The organism is Actinomadura kijaniata (genome assembly GCF_014138665.1).
Taxonomy (GTDB): Bacteria; Actinomycetota; Actinomycetes; order Streptosporangiales; family Streptosporangiaceae; genus Spirillospora; species Spirillospora kijaniata.
Genome location: NZ_JACJIA010000010.1, coordinates 108,871 through 133,084, shown reverse-complemented (window position 1 = coordinate 133,084; position 24,214 = coordinate 108,871). Strand labels below are relative to the sequence as shown.

Here is a 24,214-nt window from a genome sequence, read left to right as displayed (position 1 = left end):
CTCACCGGTCCAGGTCGCGGTAGCGGCGCACCGACAGCGGCGCGAAGACCAGCACCAGCAGCAGCGGCCACGCCACCGCCAGCTCCATCGCGTGCTCGGCGGCCCAGGACCCGCCGCCGGGCACGGTCTGGCCGAACAGCTCGCGGCAGGCGGTGACGGTCGCCGACAGGGGGTTCCACTCGGCGAGGGCGCCCAGCCAGCCCGGCATGGTGCTGGGCGCGGCCAGGGCGCTGGACAGGAAGCTGACCGGCCACACCAGGATCTGCACCGCCACCAGCGACTCGGGGCCCTTGGCGACCAGTCCCAGGTAGACACCGACCCACACCAGGCCGAACCGCAGGGCCAGCAGCAGCGCGAGCGCCGCCAGCGCCGCGCCCGGCCCGTCGTGCCAGCGCCAGCCGACGGCCAGCCCGCACACCACCATGACGGCCAGGGACACCGTCGAGTGGAGCATGTCGGCGACGGCGCGTCCGGCGACCACCGCCGAGGGGGCCATCGGCATGGCCCGGAACCGGTCGGTCACGCCCCGCTGGGTGTCGGTGGCGACCGCCGCGAACGTCGTCTCGACGCCGAACAGCATGGTCATCGCGAACATGCCCGGCATGATGAACGCGCGGTAGTCCCCGCCGCCGGGCACGCGCATCTGCCCGCCGAACAGGTAGCCCATCATCAGCACGACCATCACGGGGAACAGCAGGCCCAGCACGACCTGGCCGGGCTGGCGCGCCCAGTGCGCCAGCGCCCGCCCGGTGATCGTCCAGGCGTCGGCGACCGCCCAGCGCAGCCGGGCGGCGCCGGTGGGCACGGCGGGGACGGGGATCGAAGCCGGGACGCTCATACGGTCGCCTCCTCGGTGGCGGGGCCGGTCAGGCTGAGGAACACCTCGTCGAGGGTGGGGCGGCGCAGGCCGATGTCGGCGACCGCGACGCCCGCCGCGTCCAGGGCGCGGACCGCCTCGGTGAGGGTGGCGGCGCGGTCCCGGGCGGGCGCGCCGACCCGCAGCGCGGCGGCGTCCACCTCCGCCTCCGCGCCGCAGACCCGGCCCACGACCTCGGCGGCCACGGGCAGGGCGGCCGGGTCGGCGACCACCACGTCCAGGCGGTCCCCGCCGATCCGCGACTTGAGCCGGTCGGGGGCGCCCTCGGCGATGACCCGGCCGTGGTCGATCACCGACAGGCTGTGCGCGAGCCGGTCGGCCTCCTCCAGGTACTGGGTGGTGAGCAGCACGGTGGTGCCGCCGCCGGCCAGGTCGCGGACCGCCTCCCACACCTCGTTGCGGGAGCGGGGGTCCAGGCCGGTGGTGGGCTCGTCCAGGAACAGCACCGGCGGGGCCAGGATCATCCCGGCGGCCAGGTCGAGCCGCCGCCGCATCCCGCCGGAGTAGCCGCGCACCGGCCGGTCGGCGGCCTCCTCCAGCCGGAACGCCGCCAGCAGCTCGTCGGCCCGCCGGCGGGCGGCGCGGGCGCCCAGGTGGTACAGCCGCCCGAACAGCACGAGGTTCTGCCGTCCGCTGAGGATCTCGTCGACGGCGGCGTGCTGGCCGACCAGCCCGATGCGCGACCGCGCCCGCGCCGCGTCGCGCACCACGTCGTGCCCGGCGATCTCGGCGCGGCCGCCGTCGGGCCGGGCCAGGGTGGAGAGGATCCGGACGGTGGTGCTCTTGCCCGCGCCGTTGGGGCCGAGCAGGCCGTGCACCGTCCCGGCCGGGACGGCCAGGTCGACCCCGTCCAGGGCCGTGGTGCCGCCGTAGCGCTTGCGCAGCCCGGTGGCGACGATCATGTGCGTCGTCATGGTGCGCCTCCAGTTTCGTACGCCGTACAGAGTTGGCTCGCAGAACATAACGTACGCCGTACAGAGTTTCAATCCGTAAGGTGTACGGATTTTCTGCCAGGATGGAGGGGTGAGCACCGAGCACACCGGAACCGGCGACCCCGTCCGCACCCTGGAGCTGCTGTGGGGCGTCCAGGACCGGCCCCGGCGCGGGCCCAAGCCGAAGCTGACCGTGCCGCGCATCGTCGACCGGGCGGTCGCGATCGCCGACGCCGAGGGGCTGGAGGCGCTGTCGATCCGGCGGATCGCCGAGGACCTGGACGTCGCGCCGATGTCGATCTACACCTACGTCCCCGGCAAGGCCGAGCTGCTCGACCTGATGGTCGACCGGGTCAACGGCGAGCCGGCCCCGCCCGGCGGCGGCTCCTGGCGGGAGCGCCTGGAGCACATCGCCCACGAGAACTGGCGGCTCTTCCACCGCCACCCGTGGCTGCTGCACGTCTCCGCCGCCCGCCCGCCGATGGGCCCCCACCTGCTGGACAAGTACGAGTACGAGCTGGCCGCCGTCGAGGGCCTCGGCCTGTCGGACGTGGAGATGGACTCGGTCGTCGCGCTGGTCAACGGGTTCGTGCACAGCGCCGCGCGGCTCTCGGCCGACGTCACCCAGACCGAGCGCCGCACCGGCATGAGCGACCACCAGTGGTGGGAGAAGGCCGCGCCGGTGCTGTCGAAGCTGATCGACATCGACCGCTACCCGCTGGGCGCACGGGTGGGCACGGCGGCCGGGCAGGCCTACGACGGCCCGGTGGGGCCCGAGCACGCCTTCGAGTTCGGCCTGGCCCGGATCCTGGACGGCATCGAGGTCCTGATCCGTTCCCGCGGCTAGACGGTGCCGCCGGGCCCTGGCCCACGGCGCTCGCCCCGGGGGGGGCTCGCACCTCACCAGGTCTCGGCGAGCGCGACATCGCTTCGCGATCTGACCCGCGGGCCCTCGCCTGCGGCGTCGGGCCCGCAGGTCAGGCAACACGCTCGCGTGCGTGGACGAGACCCACTTTGAGACAGGACCTAGGCCCGGCGGTTGGTGCGCCGGGTGGCGGCCGCCTGGGTGGGGTCCTCAGGCCAGGGGTGCCTGGGGTAGCGCCCGCGCAGCTCGGCCCGCACCGACCGGTACCCCTCCCGCCAGAACGAGGCGAGGTCGGCGGTGACGGCGGCGGGCCGTCCCGCCGGGGACAGCAGGTGCACCACCACCGGGACCCGCCCCCCGGCGAGCCGGGGCGCGGCGTCCCAGCCGAACAGCTCCTGGAGCTTCACCGCGAGGACCGGCTGCTCCCCGGAGTAGTCGACCCGGACCTGGGACCCGGACGGCACCCGGATCCGCTCGGGGGCCATCTCGTCCAGCCGCGAGGCGCACTCCCACGGCAGCAGCCCGCGCAGGGCCGCCGCGACGTCGATCCGCGCGAGCTCGGCCCGCCGCCGAGCCCCGGCGACCCAGTCCACGGCGTGCGCCAGCAGCGCGCCGTCGTCCACCGCGGGCCACGGCTCCCCGAGCGCCCGGTGGCAGAACGCCATCCGCTCCCGCAGCGCGACGGCCGCCGGGCCCCAGTTCAGCAGCCCCAGCCCCTCCTGGCGCAATCCCTCGGCCAGCGCCTCGGCGACCGCCCCCGGATCGGGCGCGCGCAGCGGCCGGGCGGCCAGCTCGACGGCCCCGAGCCGCTCGACCTGCCGCGCCACGACGTCCCCGTCGCGCCAGACGACCTCCCGCGCCTCCTCCAGCAGGGGGGAGGCGGCCTCGCGGGCGGTGTCCTCGTCGATGACCACCGCCTGCCGGATCCGCGCCGACGCGGCCCCGGCGGGCCGGTCGGCGACCGCGACCGCCAGCCACTCGGCCCGCGCCCCCGCCAGGGCGGACCCCTCCGCGAGCTCGCCCCCGGTCCCGGAGGCCATCAGGTACCGCCCCTCGGCCCGCCGCCGGGCGACCCGCTCGGGGAACGCGAGCGCGACCACGGTCCCGGCCGCCGCGTCGTCCCCCGTCCCCCGGGCCGGAGGGGCCGTGGCCGTCGCGGTCAGGGCGGTGGTGAGGCGGCGGGTCTCGTCGCGCCAGCGGGCGGCGTGGGCGTCGGCGGGGCGGCCGCGGCGCAGGGTCCGCCAGATCGCCGTCAGGTCGTCGCCGGCGCCGGGCGGCGGGGGCTCCGACAGCAGGGCGACGATCTCGGCGGCGGTGCGGGCGCCGACGCGGCGGGCGCCGTCGAGCAGGGCGCGGGCCAGGCGGGGGTGCAGGCCGACGCGGGCCAGCGCGCGGCCCCGTTCGGTGACGCGGCCGTCCGGCCCGGTCGCGCCGATCGCCCGCAGCGTGGCCCGGGCGGCCCGCAGCGCGGCGGGCGGGGGCGCGTCGAGCAGAGCCAGGTCGCGGGCGTCGGGGTCGCCCCAGGCGGCGGCCTGCAACGCGAACGCGGTCAGGTCGGCCAGCTCGATCTCCGGGCGGGGGCGGGGGGCGAGGCGTTCGTGCTCGGCCGCCGTCCAGCAGCGGTACACCGTTCCGGGGGCCTCGCGGCCGGCGCGGCCGGCGCGCTGCCCGGCGGCGGCGCGGGAGACCCGGACGGTGGTGAGCGAGCCGAGGCCGCGCGCGTGGTCGGTGCGGGGTTCGCGGGCCAGCCCGGAGTCCACCACGATCCGCACGCCGGGGACGGTGAGGCTGGACTCGGCGACGGAGGTGGCCAGCACGACGCGCCGTCGCCGGCCCGGCGCCAGCACCGCGTCCTGCGCGGCGGGCCCGGCCTGGCCGTGGACCTGGAGCACCTCGGCGTCCACGCCGGCCAGGGCCCCGGCGACGCGGGCGATCTCCCCGACGCCGGGCAGGAAGCACAGCACGTCGCCGTCGCGTTCGGCCAGGGCGCGGCGGACGGTCGCGGCGACGTGCGCGAGCAGGGCGGGGTCGACGCGCATGCCGTGCGGCGGGGGGAGCGGGCGGTCCGGCGGGGCCCACACCACCGCGACGTCGTGCAGGGCGGCCTCGGTCTCCACGACCGGCGCGGGGCCGTCGCCGCCGCCCAGCAGGGCCGCCCAGGGCGCGGTGTCGGCGGTGGCGGAGGCGGCGACGATCCGCAGGTCGGGGCGGAGCGCCGCCCGGGCGTCCAGCAGGAACGCCAGCGCGGTGTCGGCGTCCAGGTGGCGTTCGTGGCACTCGTCGAGGATCACGGTGCCGACGCCCGCGAGCTCGGGGTCGTCCTGGAGGCGCCGCAGCAGCACCCCGGTGGTGACGACCTCGACGGCCGTGCCGGGCCGGTGCTCGCCGCGCACGGTGACGCCGACGCGGCCGCCGACGCCCTCGCCCAGCAGCCAGGCCATCCGGCGGGCGGCGGCGCGGGCGGCCAGCCGCCGGGGTTCCAGCACCACGACGCGGCCGGGCGCGCCGGTGTCCTCGCCGGCCAGCCCGGCCGGCCCGGTCAGCCCGGCCAGGGCGAGCGGGACCAGGGTCGTCTTGCCGGTGCCGGGCGGCGCGGCGAGCACGGCCAGGCCCCGGTCGGCCAGGGCGGCGCGCAGGCCGGGCACGGCGTGGCGGACGGGCAGGTCGAGGGCCTCCCGCAGGCGGTCGGTGGTCGGGCCGGTGCGCATCGCACCAGTGTGCCGCGCCGGTGCTCACCGTCGGGAACGGCCCATGTACACTTCCGGCGGATGTGACGAATCCCACCGGCCGAAAGCGGTCACGATTCTTGCGGTGATAGTTTCACCGCCCTTTTCGCCGCGCCTTTGAAACCTTCTCAAGGGAGCGCCAAGAACGCACAATAAAAGCTTCACCAAAAGCCGCGTACTGCGATATCTCTTCCACCGCCGGTGACTTTCGGGTTCTAGTTCCCTCACCCCGTGATGGCCCGCCCCATTGTCCCGGGTATGCCCATAATCGGCTCGTCAACACCGGGGCAGGAGGAACAGCGGTGATCGGAAGCTCTATCTATCTCAGGGACCGCGCGGCCTTCACCGGGGGCACGCCGCAGGCCGTCTACGAGGAACTCTGGCAACGCGGACGAAAGAGCCGTGTAAGGAACCGTGCAATTTTCGCGGTGCTCACCTTCGTACTGTGCGGGATGCTGGTGAACGCGGTTTTCGGCATCGTCATGGCTCTTGTGGTGACGGTATTGGACGCCTACTTCCACTGGCGCGGTTACAACGCATCCTCGGTATGGCGGCGCGGATTGCGCGGCGAGGAGCGCATGAACCGGTGGCTGCGGCACACGCTGGAACGCCGCGGTCACCGCGTGCTGCACGCGCGCACCGTTCCCGGATACGGCAAGGCCGACCAGATCGTGATCGGTCCGGGCGGGGTCTGGCTGGTGCACAACGAGGCCTGGCACCCCGAGGCCGAGGTCGCGCCCTACGGCGGGCGGCTGTTCATCGACGGCCGCACCCAGTCCGCGCTGGTCAAAAGGTTGACGGGCGCGGCGCGGGAGACGGCCCGGCTGCTGTCGGAGCGGACCGGGGAGCCGGTCACGGTGACCCCGGTGCTGGCGGTGCACGGCGGGCGGCTGGCGCGCGCCCCGTTCGAGGCCGACGGGATCGTGTTCGCGCCGCCGCTGGCGCTGCTGCGCTGGATGCGCCGCAACCCCACCGCCGAGTACCCGGCCGAACGCGTCGAGGAGATCACGCGCGCCGGCGTGCACGTCCTGCCCATCGGCGGCCACACCATGCAGACGGCGGCCTGAGAGCGGCCGGCCGTCCCACGAACACCGCCCGTACGGGTCCGGCGACCCTCCCCGTACGGGCGGCGCTCTTTTCTCCGCTCTCCCCCGGCCCCCGTCTCAGGCGCGGGCGCCGCGGCGGCCGGTGCGCCACAGCCACCACAGGCCGACGACCGGCAGCACCAGCGGGACGAACCCGTAGCCGCGCCCATAGGCCGACCAGACGGTGGCGTCGGGGAACGCGGCGGGGTCGGCCAGGCTGAGCGTCCCGACGACCAGGACCCCGGCCAGCTCGACCGAGCAGGCGGCGGCGGCGACGCGGCGGGAGGTCCGCCCGCCGCGGGCCAGCGCGACGGTGGCCAGCACGTACACGGCCGCGGCCACCGCCGACAGCGCGTAGGCGACGGGGGCCTCGTCGAAGCGCGTGGCGATCTGCACGCCCGCGCGGCAGCCCGCCGCCAGCGCGAAGACCGCGTAGACGGCGACCAGCATCCGCCCGGGGCCGCTGCCGGTGCCCGGAGCGGCGGGGCCGGCGGGTTCGGTGGGGGTGGTGCGCTCAGCCAACGGTGCCCGTCCAGATCTGCCGCATGCGTTCGATCATGACCGCCACCGACAGCCCGGCGACGACGATCACGCCCGGTCCCCAGCGGGAGCGCTCCAGCAGCCCCCAGCCGGCCCCGGCGACCGGGATCACCAGGATCGCCAGCAGGTAGCCGACGAACGTCGCGCTGTCGCCGGGCCCCTCGCCGCCCGACAGCTTCACGAACCCGACCACGGCCTGCACGACCAGCAGGACCTCCAGCACGCCGAGGGCGGCCAGGTCCCCCCAGCCCATCGCCCGGTTGCGGACGGCGGTCACGGCGCTGTAGGCGGCGGCCAGCAGCGCCACCACGATGATCACGACGGACAGGGCGTTCGACATAGGACCTCCGAGACTACTACCGGCTGTAGAGCACGGCCGCACGGGCTCGCGCGGCGTGGAATCATGCTGGGGTGGACACGCTCGATTGGTTGATCCTGACCCGGCACGGCGAGAGCACCGGCAACGTGGCCTACCGCGCCGCCTACGAGCGGGGCGCCGAGGAGACCGGGATCCTGGAGCGCGACGCCGACATCCCCCTGTCGGAGGCGGGCCGTGTCCAGGCCGCGGGCCTGGGCCGGTGGCTGGCGGCGCTGCCCGAGGGCGAGCGGCCCACGCTGGTGCTGACCTCCCCGTTCCTGCGGGCCGCCGAGACCGCGCGGATCGCGCTGGAGCAGGCGCCCTACGCGGTGCCGGTCCGGGTCGACGAGCGGCTGCGCGACCGCGACCAGGGCGTCTTCGAGGGGCTGACCTCGTTCGGGATCCGCGCGCGGTTCCCCGAGGAGTACACGCGCAAGCGGCGGATCGGCAAGTTCTACTACCGGCCGCCCGGCGGCGAGTCGTGGGCGGACCTGGCCCTGCGGCTGCGTTCCCTGTACCGGGACCTGCACGAGCAGGAGCCCGGCGGGCGGGTGCTGGCGGTCGCGCACGACGCGATCGTGGTGATGACGCGGTACGTGGTGGAGGGCCTGTCGGAGCCGGAGATCCTGGAGATCGAGAAGACGCCGATCGGCAACTGCTCGGTGTCGCGGTGGCGGCACGACGGCGGGCGGCTGTGCCCGATCATCTACAACGACATCTCCCACCTGGCCTGACGCCCGGCCCGCACGGCGTCCGCCCCGGGGCGGCGTTCGGTCCCCGCCCGCCAGCAGCGTGGCGGCGCGGGCGGCGACGGCGGCGTGCCGGGGTCGTCCGGCGGGAGCAGGGCGTGCAGCCGTTCCAGCGCCTCCAGGTCGTCGCGGCCCGGTCCGCCGGTGACGTAGTCCCACAGCCCGGCGATGCCGCCGCGGGCCAGGACCTGCCGGCGCAGCCGCACCGCCGCGGCGACCTCGCCCGCCTCCAGCAGCCGCCGCACCGCCAGCAGGTCGGCCTCCACCTCGCAGTCCAGCCGGTAGGGGCGGGCGCGCCCCACCCCGCCCAGCGCGGACCGCAGCCGGTGGATCTCGGCGTGCCGCAGCGACAGCGGCACCGGGCGGCCGTCCAGCCGCGCGGCCGGGGCGGCGTCGCCGAGCAGGGTGAGGGCCAGCAGCGGCCGGCGGTCCGGGGCGGGCGGCTCGACGTGCCGGACCAGGAACACCTCGCCGACCGGTTCGGCGAGGGCGAGGCCGCCGTCGGGCAGCACCAGCCGCCCGCCGGACGCGGGGACCCCCACGCGCCGCCCCCGCCAGCGCGCCGCGCCCGCCAGCACCCGGCCGGTCGCGGTCACCAGCAGGCCGTCGCCGCCGACGTAGCGGCCGTAGCGTTCGCGCAGCCGGTCGTCGGCGGCGCGCATCCGGTCCGCCAGGCGCTCCTCCACCAGCCGCGCGGCGGCCCCGACCAGCGCGACGGTGGCCGGGTGCAGCCGGTCCAGGGTGGCGCTGACGTCCACGCAGCCCAGCACCCGGCCCGAGTCCGGGTCGGTGACCGGCGCGCCCGCGCACGATCAGCGGTGCAGCACCGACACCACGTGCTCGGCGGAGTAGACGTACTCGGGGCGCCCGGTGACCAGCGGGGTGCCGATGCCGTTGGTGCCGACCGCGTTCTCGGCCCAGCAGAACCCCTCGGTCAGCCCGACCTCGTCGGCGCGGCGCCGCACCCCCGGCGGCCCCTCGGTCCACAGCGCGCGCCCGAGCTCGTCGGTGACGACGATCAGCTGCTCGGCCTCGTCGGCGACCGTCGCGGTGTTCCCCCGCGCAACCCCTTCCGGAAAAAGGAATCACCTGGGACGTCTCGCCGTACGTGCACGGGTGGTCGCAACGTGCATGCAACCTGGTCCGTCCTACCGTACGGGCGTGCACCGGAGCCCGGTCGCCGGGATCGGGACCCGCCGCCGCGCGTTCCGCGGGACGCGCGGCGGCGATGGGGGAGGTCCCGGCCGGCGACGGCTCCGGTGACGCCGAGGAGGAACGCGATGCTGTGCCTGACCTGCCGCAGGGTGCGCCCGGCGCACGGCCCTGCCGGCTACACCGCCGACCGTGCCCGGCTGATCCTCCGGCACGGGCTGTGCCTGTGCGCGCCCCATGTTCCGGCTCCCTCCCCAAGGAGAACATGACTCGTTTCGCCATGGTTCGCCTAGAGTTCAAGAGGCGTCCACGCCGATCCCCTTGCCGAGGAGTGTCATGGCCGTTCTGCCGGGTCTGGTCCGCCGGGTCGTCTCCGAAGCCGACCGCCATCTGCGCGGTCGCCTGCCGGCCACCCCCGGGGACCTGCTCCGCGGCCTGGCACGGGAGCTGACGCGCCCGGTGGAGCTGGAGCGGCTGGTGGCCGCCCAGGGCGAGCGGATCGCGCGGCTGGAGGAGCGCCTGCGCGAGCAGGACGCGGGGTTGCGCGCGGTGCGCGCCGAGCTGGACTCGCTGGTCGGCCAGCTCAACGACCGGCTGCTGCCGCGCCTGGACGAGCGGCTGGACGACCTGGAGCGCGACCTGATCGCCGTCGCCACCGGCATGATCCGGGCGGGCAAGGAGGACGACGCCGCCCGCGTCCGCCTCGACATCCTGGACCGGCGCATCGGCGACCTGCGCGGACGGATGGCCCAGACCGAGCAGCGCGCCGGGCTGTGGCGGGAGCTTCAGGCCACCCTGGCGCGGCTGGGCGACGACGTGGACGCGCTGCGCGAGCGCCTCGGCGGCCGTACGGTCGGCCCGGTCCCCGACCCGATCACCGACCCGATCACCGAGCGGCTCACCGACCAGTCCCGGCACGGCGCCGAACGCCTGGCCGAGCCGCTGGGCCGGGGCGAGGCCCACGCCTGAGACCGGTTCCGGCACGGGCAGAATGGGCCCATGACCGATCCTTCGAACCCCTCCGTCCCGCCGCGGGGCCGCGTCGTCGTGGTCACCGGGTCCGCCGGCGCCGCCGGGCAGGCGGTCGTGCGGCGGCTGGCCGCCTCCGGCGCGCGCGTGGTGGCCGCCGGCCGGGTCCCCCACCGGTGGGACGACGAGAACGTCTCCCCCGCCGTGGTGGACCTGCTCGACGCCGAGGGCACCCGCGCCTGGGCCGACGCGGTCGCGGCCGAGCACGGCGGCGTGGACGGGCTGGTCCACCTGGTCGGCGGCTGGCGCGGCGGCGTCCCGTTCGGCGACACCGACCTGGCCGACTGGGCGTTCCTGCACGACCTGCTGGTCCGCACGCTCCAGCACGCCACGCTGGCGTTCCACGGCCACCTGCGCCGCTCCCCGCGCGCCCGGGTCGCGATCGTCTCCCAGCACGCCGCCCGGCGGCCCGTCCAGGACGCGCCCGCCTACTCCACCGCCAAGGCCGCCGCCGAGGCGTGGACGCTGGCGATGGCCGACGCGTTCGGTGACCTGCCCGACGCCGCCGCCACGATCCTGGTCGTCCAGGCCCTGCTGACCGACGCCATGCGCCGCGAGCACCCGGACGCCCCCTTCACCGGCCTCACGCACGTCGACGACCTGGCCGCGGCCGTCGCCGGGCTGTGGGACCGTCCCGCCGCGCGACTGAACGGAACCCGCGTTGACCTCTCCGCTTCCTGACCTCTCCGCCGGCCTCGCCGCCGGCCGCGGCTTCGCCAGCGACAACCAGGCCGGGGCGCACCCCGACGTCCTGGCCGCCGTCGCCGCCGTCAACACCGGCCACCAGCCCGCCTACGGCGACGACGCCGTCACCGCCCACGCGCGCGAGGTGTTCCGCCGCCACTTCGGCGAGCAGGCCGAGACCTACCCGGTCTTCAACGGCACCGGCGCCAACGTCGTCGGCCTCCAGGCGATGTGCGACCGCTGGAGCTCGGTGATCTGCCCGGCGACCGCGCACGTCAACACCGACGAGTGCGGCGCGCCCGAGAAGGTCGCCGGGATCAAGCTGGTCCCGGTCGCCACCCGCGACGGCCGCCTCACCCCGGGCGACGTCGCCCGGCACGCCCGCGGTTTCGGCGACGCCCACCACGCCCAGCCGCGCGTGGTGTCGCTGACCCAGAGCACCGAGCTCGGCACCGTCTACACCCCCGGGCAGGTCGCCGCCGTCGCGGCCGCCGCCCACGAGCGCGGGATGCTCGTCCACATGGACGGCGCGCGCCTGGCCAACGCCGCCGCCGCGCTGGACGCGCCGATGCGGGCGTTCACCACCGACGCCGGGGTGGACGTGCTGTCGTTCGGCGGCACCAAGAACGGCCTGATGTTCGGCGAGGCGATCGTGGTGCTGAACCCGGCGGCCGTGCGCGGCGTCGAGTACCTGCGCAAGGCCGGGATGCAGCTGGCGTCGAAGATGCGGTTCGTGTCGGCGCAGCTCGTCGCGTTGCTGGAGGGCGACCTGTGGCTGCGCAACGCCCGCGGCGCCAACGCCATGGCGCGGCTGCTGGCCGACTCGGTGCGCGGCCTGCCCGGCGTGGAGATCGCCCACCCGGTGGAGGCCAACGCCGTGTTCGCCGTGCTGCCGCACGAGGTGATCGAGCGTCTGCGCAAGCGGTTCGCGTTCTACGTGTGGGACGAGGACCGCGGCATGGTGCGGTGGGTGTGCTCGTTCGACACCACCGAGCGGGACGTGGCCGCGTTCGCCGCCGCGCTGGCGGAGGAGCTGGGCTCCTGAGCCCGGGCGGCCCCGGCCGCCCCCCTATCTAACAATCGTTAGATAGAAAAGGTTATCGTGGGGCTGAACCCGATTCGGCACTGGAGGCACCCCCATGGCCAACCGCACGTTCGTCATCGGCGTGGGCATGACCAAGTTCGAGAAGCCGGGCTCCCGCGACTGGGAGTACCCCGACATGGCGAAGGAGGCCGTCGGCAAGGCCCTCACCGACGCCGGGATCGCCTACGACCGCGTCCAGCAGGCCTACGCGGGTTCCATGTACGGCGCGATGGGCCAGCGCGCCCTGTACGAGGTCGGCATGACCGGCATCCCGGTGATGACCGTCGCCAACGCCTGCGCCACCGGCTCCAGCGCCCTGTTCCTGGCCCGCCAGGCGGTGCGCGGAGGGCTGGCCGACTGCGTCCTTGCCCTCGGCATGGAGAAGATGCAGAAGGGGTCGCTGGGCGCGGGCGTCGGCAAGTCCAAGGTCACCATCATCGACCACCACCTGAAGGCGATGACCGCCGGCCGCCCCTGGGAGATCGACAAGGCCCCGATGCCGCAGATGTTCGGCAACGCGGGCCGCGAGCACATGGAGAGGTACGGCTCCACCCCCGACCACTACGCCTGGATCGGCTGGAAGAACCACAAGCACTCGGTGAACAACCCCTACGCCCAGTTCCAGGACGAGTACTCCCTGGAGGACGTCAGGAACGCCACGATGATCTTCGACCCGCTCACCAAGCTCCAGTGCTCCCCCACCTCCGACGGGGCCGCCGCGGCGATCGTGGCCGGCGAGCGCTTCGTGGACGAGCACGGCCTCGGGGACCGGGCGGTCGAGATCGCCGGACACCACATCACCACCGACACCCCCGACAGCTTCGCCGACCACTCCTCGATCGCCGCCGTCGGCTTCGGCTGCACCGAACGCGCCGCCCGCGCCGCCATGCGGGAGGCCGAGGTCTCCATCGGCGACGTGGACGTCGTCGAACTGCACGACTGCTTCTCGGCCAACGAGCTCATCACCTACGAGGCCCTCGGCATGGCCCCGGTCGGCGAGGGCCACAAGCTCGTCGACGAGCGGGCCACCACCTACGGCGGACGCTGGGTCGTCAACCCCTCCGGCGGCCTGATCTCCAAGGGCCACCCCCTCGGCGCCACCGGCCTCGCCCAGTGCGCCGAGCTCACCTGGCAGCTGCGCGGCGAGGCCGGCGCCCGCCAGGTCGAGGGCGCCCGCGTCGCCCTCCAGCACAACATCGGCCTCGGCAGCGCCTGTGCCGTCGCCGTCTACCGGCCCGCCTCCTGACCCGCCCCCAGGGTGGCGGACGTGAGACGAATATTGACTCACGTCTCACGATCGGCCACCCTGGCGGGCAGGACCTCCAGGAGGTGGGATGACCGCACCCCTCGAACCCGGCTGCCTGCTCCGGAAGTACGCCGGCGACCTGCGCTCCCTGCTGCCCGGAGCCGCCGCCGGACTCCTGCAGCTCATGCACCCCGGCATCGGCGCGGGCGTCGCCCGGCACTCGGCGTTCTTCGACGCCCCCTTCGACCGCATCCACCGCTCGGTCCCCCAGATCTGGGCCACCATCCTCGCCCCCGACGGCCCCGAACGCGCCCGCGCCATCCGCGACCTGCACCGCGCCATCGGCGGCACCGACGAGCACGACCGCCGCTACCACGCCCTCGACCCCGAGACGTTCTGGTGGGCCCACGCCACCTTCACCTGGGAGATCTTCAAGGCCGCCGAACTGTTCCACCCCGGGACCCTCACCGCTGAGGACCGCGAACGCCTCTACGCCGAGACCGTCACCTGGTACGCCCGCTACGGCGTCAGCATGCGGCCCGTCCCGCCCGACCACGCCGCGTTCCAGTCCAGGTTCTGGCACGTGTGCGCCCGGGAACTGGAACTCACCCCCGCCGCCGCCCGCGCCCTCGACATCGCCCGGCACGGCTCCGACACCGTCACCCTCCTGCCCGTCGGCGGCCCCCTCGCCGAACGCGCCGGACGCCTCGTCGCCGAACGCCCCCTCCGCCTCATCACCTTCGGCTGCCTGCCCCCGATCGTCCGCACCCGCTTCGACATCCCCTGGAGCCCCCTGGACCAGGCCCGCTTCACCGCCCTCGCCCTGGCCCACCGGCAGGGCTACCGCATGCTCCCCGGCGGCCTGAACCACTGGGCCCTGCGCACCGCGCTCCGCTACATCGGCGCCCACACCCGCGACCAGCGGTACCGCCCCGCCGCCTGAAACCCGTCACGCGCCGGAAGGCCAGGTTCACCGGCCGCCTCCCCCGGGCATGATCCCCCCGACCGCCGGGAGGTGTTCTCCCGCGCGGCACCCGAAGGTCCCCCGGCCTTCAGGGAACCAGCCGACAACCGAAGGTGTGGAGACGATCGCCGCCGGCGCTGAGCGAACGGCGCCCGCCGTCCTGAGCGGCGCCGCCGCCGGGACCTCCCGGCCCCGCGCCCGCCGGCCGCGCGTCCGCCAGGGCGTGACCGCGGCCCTGCTACTGGCCGCCCTGGCCGCGGCCGCCCTGCTGATCCCCACGCACACGCTCGCCACCGCGTTCCGCGACACCCGCTGGGAGTACGTCCCCGTCCTGGCGGCCCTGTCGGTGCTGCACTACGTCTTCGCGGCCCTGGCCCTGCGCGGCGTCAGCGGCCGCGCCCTCCCCCTGCTGCCCACGACGATGGCCCAGTTCACCGCGGCGGCGGCCAACCGCCTCACCCCCGGTGGCCTGGGGGCGATCGCCGTCAACACCCGCTACCTGGTCTGCCACGGCCTCCCCCTGGCCCGGGCCGCCGTCGCGGTGGCGGTCATGCAGGTCGCCGGCGCTCCCGCCGACCTGATCCTCCTGCTGCTGATCCTCGGCGTGGACCCGGACGACCGCGCCCTCCACACCATGGGCGACCACGCCGCCCGCGCCATGACGTTCCTGCCACCCGAACCGCTCCTGGCGGCGGGCGCGGCCCTGCTCGCGGCCGCGGCCCTGTGGGGCCGCCGCGCGGCCCGCTCGGCGGCCGTCACCCGCGCCCTGGCGGGCCTGCGCGACCTGGCCCGCCGCCCCCGCGACCTCCTGCTGACCGTGACGGCCTCGGCCGCGACGACGTTCGTGCTGGGCCTGGCCTTCGCGCTGAGCGCCCTGGCCGTCCCCGGCACGGGAGCCGGCCCCGGCGACGTCCTGCCGTTCCTGACGGCCTACCTGGTCGGCGCGGCGGCGGCCGCCGCGGTCCCCTCCCCCGGCGGCGTGGGCTCCACCGAAGCCGCCCTGACAGGGGCCCTGATCGCCCTGGGCGTGACGGCGGCCCCGGCCCTCCAGACGGTCCTGCTGTTCCGGGCCATCACGTTCTGGGCCCCGGTGCCCATCGGCCTGCTGACGTCCCGGACCCTCCGCCGACCCCCCGAACCCCGCCGCGACACAGCGCCAGAACGGTGAGCCGCCCCCGGCCAGGACATGGCGCCTCCCGCGCCCCCACCTCAGCCGAGTCCCAAGCCCCTGACCCACGGCGCTCACCTGGCTTCGGCGAGCGCGACCTCGCTTCGCGCTCTGACCCGCGGGCTCGCGTGCGAGGCTGGGGCCCGCTTCGAAACAGGCCCCAGCCACACCCGAGCGAAGCGGCGTTCACCACGGAGGATCCAGCACGGAACGGGCCGGTCACATGGAAGCGCCAGGTCCCGGCTAGACCACGAGCTGGTCCCCCAGACGGCTCCGGCGGTACAGGACGTGCCGCCCGCCGCGGGCCCGGGTGACCAGACCGGTCGCGTACAGCACGCGCAGGTGCTGGGAGACGGCACTGGGGGCCACCTTCAGGCGACGGGCCAGCTCCACCGTCGGCAGCGGCTCACCGAGAAAGCCGAGCAACGCGGCCCGGGACGCACCGAACAGCGACCTCAGGGCGGTGGCGTCCAGGGACGGCGCCAGAGCCCACAGAGTGGCCACCCCGCGGCTGGGATAGACCAGGAGCGGCGGCTCCTGCGGAACCTGGCGGCCGCAGCGTCGCCGGGAACCCCCTCTGGCACCAGCGCAACGCGCAGGTCCCTGCGGACGGGCTCCGGAGCCGTCGAGAGCGGACGGGGTCTGGAGATGGACTCCGACGCGAGGCGTCCGAGCGTTATGACGTCGTCACGGACAGCCAAGCCGATGCATGGATGGCATCAGCGCGCATGAACGAGCGATTTCCCTCCCTTCACCCTTCGTGTCGAATCGTCCCCTTCCTTTACATTGTAGATTTCTAACGTCGGCGGGCCGCCACCGCGGTCGCCAGCAGGGGCAGGGCCGCCAGGGCGGTGCACCATGCCAGGGGGACGCCGCCCAGGAGCATCCCGGCTCCGGCCGTGCCGGTGGAGGGACCGGCGTTGAAGGCGGTGTTCACCCACGCTCCCGCCCGCGTGCGGCTCCCCGGCCCGGCGCTCTCGTCGGCGATCAGGGAGGCGGTGCCCAGCAGCGGCGACACGAAGAGCCCGGCGACTCCGACGGCTCCCGCCAGCGTCGCCACCTCGGGCATGCTCCCGGCCGCCGCGACCGCTCCCCCGAGCAGCACCCCCAACAGCGCCAGCCGCACCCGCACGTCCGCGCGCCACGTCACCGCCCCGTAGGCGAGACCGCCCATGGCGCTCCCGGCCGCGAACAGGGCCGCGCCCGCCGCCAGGAGCGGTTCGGGCGCCAGGAACGGTTCGGGCAGCAGGAACGTCATGGCGCGGGCGGCGTGGTCGCCCATGGTGTGGAGGGCGCGGTCGTCCGGGTCCACGCCGAGGATCAGCAGCAGGAGGATCAGGTCGGCGGGAGCGCCGGCGACCTGCATGACCGCCACCGCGACGGCGAGGAGGTGGAGAGCCCCAGGCAGAAGCCGGTCCCGCCGCGACCGCGACGGGCCGCTCCAGCCCGGCGAGACCGCCCCACGACCGCTTCGGCTCGTCCCGCTCCTTGTCACCCTCCCCTCGCATGTCCCGCACCGCCGGCGAAGACACCAGCGCCAACGTTCCAACGACCACCAACACGGCACTCACGGCGACCCCGGCAGCGGGGCGCGCGACCACCGCGAGCAGTCCCGCCACCAGCGGGCCGGTGACGTAAACGAGCTCCTCAGCGACGGTGTCGAGCGAGAACGCGCGCTGCAACAGCCGCCGGTCGGGCACCAGTTCGCCCAGAGCGCCCGCATCACCGGCCCCAGCGGCGGGGCGCGCGCCCCGCCCAGCGCCGCGAGCCCGCGCAGCAGCACGCGCGACGATCCCGGTTGCCAGCTGGAAGCGGCGAGCCCCACCAGCGACACCGCGCAGGCGGCGGCCGTCACGGGCAGGACCCGCCGCGGTCCGCGCCGATCGACCAGCGCCGCCCGCCACGGCGACACCAGCGCCCCGACCAGCCCGAACAACGCCATCGCCCGCCTGCGACGGCATACGACCCGGTGGCCTGGGAGACCGCCAGCGTCAACGACAGGAAGACGATTCCGTAGGACAGCCGCCCGAGCAGCGCGGCGGCGAAGGTCGTGCGGGCATGCGGAACGCGCAGCACGACGGCATACGAAGACATGGGAGTCGTTCCTCGGAGAACGCGACGCGCTCCAGGCGCGGCGCGGGTGTGCAGGGGACGTCGAGGGGCGGGCCGCTCGGGACCCGGCCGACGCGTCTCCTACGCACGGGAGAGGAACATGCCGTCACACTGAACGATCACATGATCCGTCGGCAATCCAACCGCCTCACCCACTCCGCGAGCCGGCCCAGGAAGGTGCGGGCCACGGGCGGCCACGCTCCCTCCGCGAGCAGGACGGCCGTATGGAAGGCATGCGGCATGTCCTCGTAGACGTCGAGGGTGACCTCCGCGCCCGCATCGGCAACCGCGCGGGCGAGACGTCGCGCGTCGTCCAGCAGGAGCTCGTCCGCTCCCACCGCGACCAGCAGCGGCGGCGTTCCCCGGAAGTCCCCGTAGACCGGAGACTGCGGCGCCTGATCCGGGGGCGCGCCCGCCAGATAGTGCTCGGCGATGACGGCCATCGTCTCGGGGGTCATGACATCGCGGCCGTCGCCGGCGTGCACCCCGGCAACGGCGAAGTCCGTGACTGGCGACACCGAGACGGCACCCGCGGGCAACGCGTCCCCGGCCTCCGCCAGAACCAGCAGCGCTGACAGGGCCAGGGTCGCCCCGGCCGACTCCCCGACCATCAGGATCCGACCGGCGGGCACCCCCTGCTCCACGAGGCTGCGGTGGACGGCCACCACGTCCTCGACGGCCGCCGGATACGGGTGCTCGGGCGCGAGCCGGTAATCCACCCGGAACACCGGCCGCCCCGTGGCCTGCGACAACCGCAAGGCCATGACCTCCTCCAGCGCCGGCTCACTCTGCGAGAACCCGCCGCCGTGCACGTAGACCGTGACCCCGGCCCCGCCCACCGCCTCACCCGCGACGACCTCGGGCGCGGTGACCCACGTCCCGGGCACGCCCCCGGTGTACGACAGCACAGGAACAAGATCAGCCCGCTCGTCCAACACCGGCGGATCGACGAACAGCTTCGACATCTGCTCACGCAGCGCGGCACCCTCTCCAGGCGCAGCGGCAATCGAATGGAAACGCACGCGAACCACTCCTTCCCCCATACACGAACGAAGACAAGACAGAACGAAGACGAGACAGACCGAAGCGCGCAAGCCATGCGTAGCGGCCGCGCGGCACAGCCATGCGTCACGGCATGCGCCACGGCCATGCGCCACAGCCGCGCGTCACGCCCACGCATCACGCCCACGCATCACGGCGGCTCGTGGGGTCTTTCCCGGTGGGTCATCTTCGGCGGCGGTTGAGGCGGGCCAGGCGGGTGGCTATTCGGTCCATGGTGTCGTCGCCCGGTTCCCAGCCGTGTTGCAGCAGTGTGGTGAGCAGTGCCTCCAGGTAGGGGCCTGGCCGGGGTAGGAAGTCCCTGGTGATCGGAATGACGTTCCATCCTTGCTCCTTCTTCAGCCAGCGGCGTCGGGCGGCGTCGGGCGGCGTCGTGGGCGCGTGCCCGGCGGCCGGTGTGGTGTTCCTCGCCGTCGTACTCCAGTCCGACCTGGTGGTCGGGGTAGCCGAGGTCGACGTACAGCAGCTCGTCGTTCGGCCCCGGTATCGGGATCTGGGTGCGGGGGCGGGGAAAGCCCGCGTCCATCGTGATCAGGCGGACCCAGCTCTCCCCCGGCGACTGCGCGCCCCCGTCGCCGAGGCCCAGCAGCGCGCTGAGCCTCCTGTTGTTCCGGTAGCCGGTCAGGGTGCGGGCCATGGCCCGCAGCTCCTTCTCGGTCACGCCGCGCCGGAGGAACTGGTCCAGCGCCGCGACGGCGTCCCGGCGCGGCAACCAGCGCACGCAGTCCAGGGCGGTGCGTGCGGGCGTCGTCACCCGCACACCGTCCTTCTCCACGACGTGGTCGTCGGGCAGCTCCGTCCAGCGGGGGTCACGCCCCGGCGGCATCGGCCCCGGCGCGAGGACGAGATCGACGTCGCACTCCATCGCGCTCACTCCCGGGGGTAAGACGTCCAGCCCCCAGATCCAGGCCGCCGTGCGGCGCGCGACGGCGCACCCCTCCGGCAGCAGGCCGCTGATCGCCCTGGCTCGTTCCGTCAGGGACGCTCCGGGTCCCGGGGCGAAGCCGACGCCGGGTGCGACCGGCACGACCTGGCCGTTGGAGGACCGTGTCCAGAGGACGTTGAGTTCGCTCATGCCCTCGATGCTGCGGGTCGTCCGCCGCTCCCCGGAAGGCGTCCGCGAGATCTGTGGATAACTCGCTCCCCCGGATGGGGAGCATGGTGATCGAAATGACGGTCCCGCAGGCTAAGGTGCCGGACATGGCGGATGTGTACGAACTGATCCTGTCCGCGGACCTGCCCGCCGACCTGTCGCGCGGTGAGGTCGCGGAGCTGCGCTGGCACCTGGGCACCGGCCGGCAGCCGGACACCCTGACCATCGTGACCGACTTCGCCGAGGCGTTCGAGGACGAGACCGGGCAGGTCCGGACCGAGCAGGTCCCCTACCCGGTCCTGGCCCGCCGGGAGCCCGCCTGGCGCATCGGCGGGGTCGTGTCCGCCGAGTTCCAGCCCCGCGATGACGGCGGTTGGGCGCTGACCGCGCGGCAGGAGATCCATCCTGACGGATTCCCGCAGGTCACCGCGTTGCTGCGGTGGCTGGAGGCGCGGGCGGTCCGCTTCTCCTGCCAGGCGCGGCACTACGAGAACGAGGTGTTCACGCCGGTCAGGAACGCCGAGTTCCCCGACGTCGAGGCATTCGCCTAAGAGTCTCAATGCAGTGGCCAGGGCACCCGGAGGGCCGGGCGGCCACTCCCGGGGAACCACACAAAGCGGCAAGGGCCGATCAGCCACATCCGGCCCTCCGGCGCCACCCAACAACTTACGGAGGGCTGATGTTGCTGGAGCATCGCGGGGCGCGTCCCGTCGTTCCCGATTCCGCGTATGTGGCGCCGTCCGCCGTGCTGTGCGGGGCGGTGGTCCTGGGGGAAGGGGCCCGTGTGCTGCACGGCGCGGTGCTCACGGCCGAAGACGGCGAGGTACGGGTCGGCGCCAACACGACGGTGATGGAGAACGCCGTGGTCAAGGGCCGTTCCGAACATCCGGCGGTGCTCGGCGGTTCGGTCCTGGTCGGCCCGCACGCCCATGTCAACGGCGCGACCGTCGAGGACGAGGTGTTCGTCGCGACGGGCGTCTCGATCTTTCCCGGCGCGGTCGCGGGCACCGGTTCGGAGCTGCGCATAAACAGCGTGCTCCACGTCAACTCCCGTATCGGGCCCGGGACGGTCGTCCCCATCGGCTGGATCGCCGCCGGTGATCCGGCCGAGCTGTTCTCACCCGACCGGCACGACGAACTGTGGGAGGTGCAGCAGGGAATGGACTTCCCCGGCACCGTCTACGGCGTGCCGCGCAGCACGCCGCTGCGCGAGATCATGGCCCGCCAGTCCACGTTCTACGGCGCCCACCGCGACGACCGCGTCATCGACTGACCGCGCCTCAACGGCTTGACCGGAACGCGTCCCACGGGCGCGGCCGGCAGCCCGCCGCACCCCTGCTCGTACCGGTACAGCCGGTACGGCCCCAGTCGCGCTTCCCAGGCGCCACATCCGCACGGGCCTCGCCCGGGCCGACCTCGCCATCGCAGCGGCCTTCACGCCGTCAGGGCCGGGCGCCGTGACCGGTCCGCGGCGCCTCCGGCCGCACCGGTGAGCCAGGGTCACGGTCGGGGCCAGGCCGTCGCCCAGGCGCCGATGCGTTCGATCAGGTCCGGGGTCGCGGCGACCTCCGCGTGGCCGAAGGAGGGTTCGATCCACAGTTCGCGCGGGTCGCGCGCCGCCTCGTAGAGCTGGCGCGCGTGCTCCAGCGGGAAGAACTGGTCGGCGTCGCCGTGGACCACCAGCAGCGGCGTCGGCGAGATCCGGCCCGCGACCTCGTACGGGGCCTCGGGAGCCGGGTTCCATCCCTTGGTCGAGACGCGGGTGCGCCGCGCCAGCCGCACCGCCAGACGACCGGCGCGGCGTTCGATCGCCCAGTGGACGCGGCGCATCGGCACCGTGTCGCGGTAGTACCAGCGCGCGGGCGAGCTCACCGACACCACCGCGTCCACGCCGCCGTGCAGCGCCGCGTGCCGTACCGCCACCGCGGCGCCCATCGAGAACCCGGCGACCGCGACGCGCTCGTAACCCCGGCGGCGCGCGGCGGCGACGGCCGCCTCGATGTCGAGCACCTCCCGGTCCCCGACCGTGGAGCGGCCCCCGGACCGGCCGTGGCCTCGGAAGTCGAAGGAGATCACTCCGCCGTGCCGGTTGAGGCCCTCGGCGATCCGCAGCAGCATCGGCTGCCGCCACGAGCAGGTGAACCCGTGCGCGACGATGAAGCACCACCCGTTCTCGCCCCGCCGGTGACCGGCGTCGATGCGCACGCCGTCGGCGGTGTAGAGCGTCAGCGGTTCGGTGAACGACACACCGCTTTAATCCCCCGCATACCGCGCCTCCTCCCGTGGTGTTCCGCCCGCGGGTCAAAAAATCTTGTGATGGCCCGTCGGAGAACCGGCCCGCGAAACGATGAAGGGGTATGGGCCGACCGGGACGACTCGAACCGGACCTCGGGCCGGCGCTGCTGGATCTGTACGACGTGGCGCTGCCGGAGGTCTACGGCTACCTGCTGTCCCGCTGCGGCCGCCGGGCCCTGGCCGAGGACCTCACCGCCGAGACGTTCCTGGCCGCGGTCGAGGCGGTCCGCAGACCGGACCCGCCGGAGCTGACCACGGCCTGGCTGATCGGGGTCGCCCGCCGCAAACTCGTCGACCACTGGCGCCGGGCCGCCCGGGAGGAGCGCGGCCTCCACGCCATCGAGGGCGGGCTGTCCCCCACCGACGATCCCTGGGACGAACGGCTGGACGCCCTGGTCGCCCGCGGGATCCTGGAGGATCTCGGGCCCCACCACCAGGCGGCGCTCACCCTGCGCTACCTGGACGGCCTGCCGGTCCCCCAGGTCGCCGAACTCCTGGGACGCACCGTGCACGCCACCGAGGCGCTGCTGGTGCGCGCCCGGGCCGCTTTCCGCCAGACCTACGCCGACCATGTGAAGGAGGGCCGAGATGACTGATCCGCTGGATGCCCTCCACACCCCGGTCGAGCCGGTCGCCCCCGACCCGATCTTCGCCGCGCGGCTGCGCGAACGCCTGCGCCGCGCCCTGCTGCGCCCCACAGGAGACCCCATGTCCGCCCAGGTCACCGCGACCGCCGCCCGCTCGGCCGCCCCGGAGCGGCGACTCGTCGCCACGCTCCACTCCCTGAACTCCTACCTCTGCGTCGACGACGCCCGCCGCGCCCTGGACTGGTACGCCGAGGCGTTCGGGGCCCGGTGGCGCGGCGAGCCGATCGTGATGGAGGACGGCCGGATCGGCCACGCCGAACTCGCCGTCGGCGACTCGGTGCTGATGCTCGCCGACGAATGGCCCGAGCTCGACCTGCTGGGCCCCACCGCACGGGGCGGCCCCAGCCAGTCGCTCTACCTGCGGGTCCCGGACGTGGACGCGACCTTCGACCGCGCCGTCGAACTCGGCGCCCGCCCGGTCCGTCCCGTCACCGACTACGACTTCGGCCGCAACGGCGTCATCATCGACCCGTTCGGCCACCGCTGGATGATCACGATGCCGCCCGTGTCCGCCGTCCCCCGGCACGGCGACATCGGCTACGCCTCCCTGTGGACGCCCGACATCGTCCGCGCCACCGACTTCTACGGCACGGTGCTCGAATGGTCGTTCGCCCCCGGCAGCGGCCACCAGGGACGCCAGGTCGAGGGCCTGCCCCACCAGCACATCGGCCTGTGGGGTGGAGAGGAACGCCGCACCCTGCACCTGGCCGTCGCCGTGTCCGACATCCACGACACGATCCACCGCATCCGAGCCGCGGGCGGGGAGGCCGGCGAGCCCACGGACGAGCCCTACGGCCTGGCCTCGATGTGCGTCGACGACCAGGGCCTGCCCTTCTCGCTCTACCAGCCGCCCACCGGCGATCTCGCCGTTCCGGACGAGACCGTCACCCCCGTCCCGGCCCCCGGAGAGATCGCCCACGTGACCCTCCAGGTCCCCGACACCGTCCGCGCCCGCGCGTTCTACAGCACCGCCCTGGGCTGGGAGTTCTCTCCCGGCACCGTCCCCGACGGCTGGAGGGTCCACAACCACGGCACCGAGGTCCGCCCCGTAACGGGCCTGCACGGCGGCTTCGGCGAGGCCGCCGCGGTCCCGACGTTCACGGTCGCCGACATCAGCACGGCCATCACCCGGGTCCGCGACCACGGCGGCACCGCCGCAGACCCCGAAGACCGCCCCTACGGCCGCACCACCCAATGCACCGACAACCAGGGCACCCCGTTCTGGCTCGCCCAACTCTGACCCCGTCCCGCGTCCGGTCAACCGCGGCCGACCGCGGCAGGCCGGGCCCCAGGCACCACCTGATCTGCAACAGTGGCGGCCTCCCGCTGGCGGCGAGGCTCACTGACGGCAACCCACCCAGCACCACCAGCAGGACCAAGCCCGTGACCGCCGGACCACCTAGGACCTGTTCCAAAGTGGACCCCGGCCACGCACACGAGCACGTGACCTGACCTGCGGGCCCGAAGCCGGAGGCGAGGGCCCGCAGGCCAGATCGCGAAGCGATGCCGCACTCGCCAAGATCTCGTGAGGTGCGAGCCCCCTGACGAG

General features: G+C 74.5%; 26 protein-coding genes. 13 read left to right on the top strand and 13 right to left on the bottom strand.

What is annotated here, in order from left to right:
- Position 1: 1 nt before the first annotated feature.
- Both HNR61_RS32150 and HNR61_RS32145 read right to left on the bottom strand, forming a co-directional pair.
- The gene (locus HNR61_RS32150; protein WP_182846913.1) at positions 2-838 is read right to left on the bottom strand and encodes an ABC transporter permease; all 837 of its coding nucleotides are present in this window, start codon (positions 836-838) and stop codon (positions 2-4) included.
- The gene (locus HNR61_RS32145) at positions 835-1,791 is read right to left on the bottom strand and encodes an ATP-binding cassette domain-containing protein (protein ID WP_182846912.1); all 957 of its coding nucleotides are present in this window, start codon (positions 1,789-1,791) and stop codon (positions 835-837) included. Before HNR61_RS32145 ends, HNR61_RS32150 begins: the two co-directional genes overlap by 4 nt.
- 109 nt (positions 1,792-1,900) lie before the next feature.
- Here HNR61_RS32145 and HNR61_RS32140 point away from each other — a divergent pair, with 109 nt between their 5' ends.
- The gene (locus HNR61_RS32140) at positions 1,901-2,656 is read left to right on the top strand and encodes a TetR/AcrR family transcriptional regulator (RefSeq protein WP_182846911.1); all 756 of its coding nucleotides are present in this window, start codon (positions 1,901-1,903) and stop codon (positions 2,654-2,656) included.
- Positions 2,657-2,835: 179 nt separating this feature from the next.
- Here the strand turns inward: HNR61_RS32140 and hrpB are convergent, their stop codons facing one another.
- Complete coding sequence (gene hrpB / locus HNR61_RS32135; protein WP_182846910.1) at positions 2,836-5,382, bottom strand: ATP-dependent helicase HrpB; 2,547 nt, start codon at positions 5,380-5,382, stop codon at positions 2,836-2,838.
- A 446-nt stretch (positions 5,383-5,828) separates the two neighbouring features.
- Between hrpB and HNR61_RS32130 the strand changes: the two genes are divergently transcribed.
- Complete coding sequence (locus HNR61_RS32130) at positions 5,829-6,467, top strand: nuclease-related domain-containing protein (protein WP_312898200.1); 639 nt, start codon at positions 5,829-5,831, stop codon at positions 6,465-6,467.
- Between the two features lie 96 nt (positions 6,468-6,563).
- Here the strand turns inward: HNR61_RS32130 and HNR61_RS32125 are convergent, their stop codons facing one another.
- Complete coding sequence (locus tag HNR61_RS32125) at positions 6,564-7,007, bottom strand: hypothetical protein (RefSeq protein WP_376770286.1); 444 nt, start codon at positions 7,005-7,007, stop codon at positions 6,564-6,566.
- Complete coding sequence (locus HNR61_RS32120; RefSeq protein WP_182846909.1) at positions 7,000-7,365, bottom strand: hypothetical protein; 366 nt, start codon at positions 7,363-7,365, stop codon at positions 7,000-7,002. Before HNR61_RS32120 ends, HNR61_RS32125 begins: the two co-directional genes overlap by 8 nt.
- Before the next feature lie 71 nt (positions 7,366-7,436).
- Between HNR61_RS32120 and HNR61_RS32115 the strand changes: the two genes are divergently transcribed.
- Positions 7,437-8,117, top strand: a complete 681-nt coding sequence (locus HNR61_RS32115) for a histidine phosphatase family protein (RefSeq protein WP_182846908.1) — start codon at positions 7,437-7,439, stop codon at positions 8,115-8,117.
- Here HNR61_RS32115 and HNR61_RS32110 read toward each other — a convergent pair.
- Positions 8,090-8,890 carry a sigma-54-dependent transcriptional regulator family protein gene (locus HNR61_RS32110; protein WP_182846907.1) on the bottom strand — a complete coding sequence of 267 codons (801 nt, stop codon included), beginning with the start codon at positions 8,888-8,890 and terminating at the stop codon, positions 8,090-8,092. The two genes, HNR61_RS32115 and HNR61_RS32110, sit on opposite strands and share 28 nt — an antisense overlap.
- A gap of 54 nt (positions 8,891-8,944) precedes the next feature.
- Positions 8,945-9,097: a hypothetical protein gene (locus HNR61_RS32105; protein WP_182846906.1), complete on the bottom strand. Its 153-nt coding sequence runs from the start codon at positions 9,095-9,097 to the stop codon at positions 8,945-8,947.
- A 523-nt stretch (positions 9,098-9,620) separates the two neighbouring features.
- Between HNR61_RS32105 and HNR61_RS32100 the strand changes: the two genes are divergently transcribed.
- From HNR61_RS32100 to HNR61_RS32075, 6 genes are all read left to right on the top strand, one after another.
- Positions 9,621-10,253, top strand: a complete 633-nt coding sequence (locus tag HNR61_RS32100) for a hypothetical protein (protein WP_182846905.1) — start codon at positions 9,621-9,623, stop codon at positions 10,251-10,253.
- A gap of 30 nt (positions 10,254-10,283) precedes the next feature.
- Positions 10,284-10,994: an SDR family oxidoreductase gene (locus tag HNR61_RS32095; protein WP_182846904.1), complete on the top strand. Its 711-nt coding sequence runs from the start codon at positions 10,284-10,286 to the stop codon at positions 10,992-10,994.
- Entirely contained in the window at positions 10,975-12,042 is a 1,068-nt protein-coding gene (locus HNR61_RS32090; protein WP_182846903.1) for a threonine aldolase family protein, read from the top strand. The genes HNR61_RS32095 and HNR61_RS32090 overlap by 20 nt, the downstream gene beginning before the upstream one ends.
- 94 nt (positions 12,043-12,136) lie before the next feature.
- Positions 12,137-13,327, top strand: coding sequence for a thiolase C-terminal domain-containing protein (locus HNR61_RS32085; RefSeq protein WP_182846902.1), 1,191 nt, complete (start codon positions 12,137-12,139; stop codon positions 13,325-13,327).
- A gap of 88 nt (positions 13,328-13,415) precedes the next feature.
- Complete coding sequence (locus HNR61_RS32080; RefSeq protein WP_182846901.1) at positions 13,416-14,270, top strand: oxygenase MpaB family protein; 855 nt, start codon at positions 13,416-13,418, stop codon at positions 14,268-14,270.
- A 136-nt stretch (positions 14,271-14,406) separates the two neighbouring features.
- Positions 14,407-15,459, top strand: coding sequence for a lysylphosphatidylglycerol synthase transmembrane domain-containing protein (locus HNR61_RS32075; RefSeq protein WP_182846900.1), 1,053 nt, complete (start codon positions 14,407-14,409; stop codon positions 15,457-15,459).
- A 243-nt stretch (positions 15,460-15,702) separates the two neighbouring features.
- On the opposite strand, the gene HNR61_RS32070 is transcribed toward HNR61_RS32075, so the two are convergent.
- The 5 genes from HNR61_RS32070 to HNR61_RS32050 form a co-directional block, all read right to left on the bottom strand.
- Complete coding sequence (locus tag HNR61_RS32070) at positions 15,703-15,963, bottom strand: ArsR/SmtB family transcription factor (RefSeq protein ID WP_312898199.1); 261 nt, start codon at positions 15,961-15,963, stop codon at positions 15,703-15,705.
- 292 nt (positions 15,964-16,255) lie between these two features.
- Positions 16,256-16,825, bottom strand: coding sequence for a hypothetical protein (locus HNR61_RS32065; protein ID WP_182846899.1), 570 nt, complete (start codon positions 16,823-16,825; stop codon positions 16,256-16,258).
- Positions 16,826-17,026: 201 nt separating this feature from the next.
- Entirely contained in the window at positions 17,027-17,401 is a 375-nt protein-coding gene (locus HNR61_RS32060) for an MFS transporter (protein WP_182846898.1), read from the bottom strand.
- A gap of 289 nt (positions 17,402-17,690) precedes the next feature.
- Positions 17,691-18,593 carry an alpha/beta hydrolase fold domain-containing protein gene (locus tag HNR61_RS32055; protein ID WP_312898198.1) on the bottom strand — a complete coding sequence of 301 codons (903 nt, stop codon included), beginning with the start codon at positions 18,591-18,593 and terminating at the stop codon, positions 17,691-17,693.
- Between the two features lie 170 nt (positions 18,594-18,763).
- A complete protein-coding gene (locus tag HNR61_RS32050; protein ID WP_182846897.1) occupies positions 18,764-19,705 on the bottom strand; it encodes a type IV toxin-antitoxin system AbiEi family antitoxin in 942 nt (313 codons plus the stop codon).
- A gap of 125 nt (positions 19,706-19,830) precedes the next feature.
- Here HNR61_RS32050 and HNR61_RS32045 point away from each other — a divergent pair, with 125 nt between their 5' ends.
- A complete protein-coding gene (locus HNR61_RS32045) occupies positions 19,831-20,274 on the top strand; it encodes a hypothetical protein (protein ID WP_182846896.1) in 444 nt (147 codons plus the stop codon).
- A gap of 128 nt (positions 20,275-20,402) precedes the next feature.
- Positions 20,403-20,996, top strand: a complete 594-nt coding sequence (locus HNR61_RS32040) for a gamma carbonic anhydrase family protein (protein WP_182846895.1) — start codon at positions 20,403-20,405, stop codon at positions 20,994-20,996.
- Positions 20,997-21,223: 227 nt separating this feature from the next.
- On the opposite strand, the gene HNR61_RS32035 is transcribed toward HNR61_RS32040, so the two are convergent.
- Positions 21,224-21,970, bottom strand: coding sequence for an alpha/beta hydrolase (locus HNR61_RS32035; protein ID WP_182846894.1), 747 nt, complete (start codon positions 21,968-21,970; stop codon positions 21,224-21,226).
- Between the two features lie 110 nt (positions 21,971-22,080).
- Between HNR61_RS32035 and HNR61_RS32030 the strand changes: the two genes are divergently transcribed.
- The gene (locus tag HNR61_RS32030; RefSeq protein WP_182846893.1) at positions 22,081-22,614 is read left to right on the top strand and encodes an RNA polymerase sigma factor; all 534 of its coding nucleotides are present in this window, start codon (positions 22,081-22,083) and stop codon (positions 22,612-22,614) included.
- Entirely contained in the window at positions 22,607-23,905 is a 1,299-nt protein-coding gene (locus tag HNR61_RS32025) for a VOC family protein (protein WP_182846892.1), read from the top strand. Before HNR61_RS32030 ends, HNR61_RS32025 begins: the two co-directional genes overlap by 8 nt.
- The last annotated feature ends 309 nt before the right edge of the window (positions 23,906-24,214 follow it).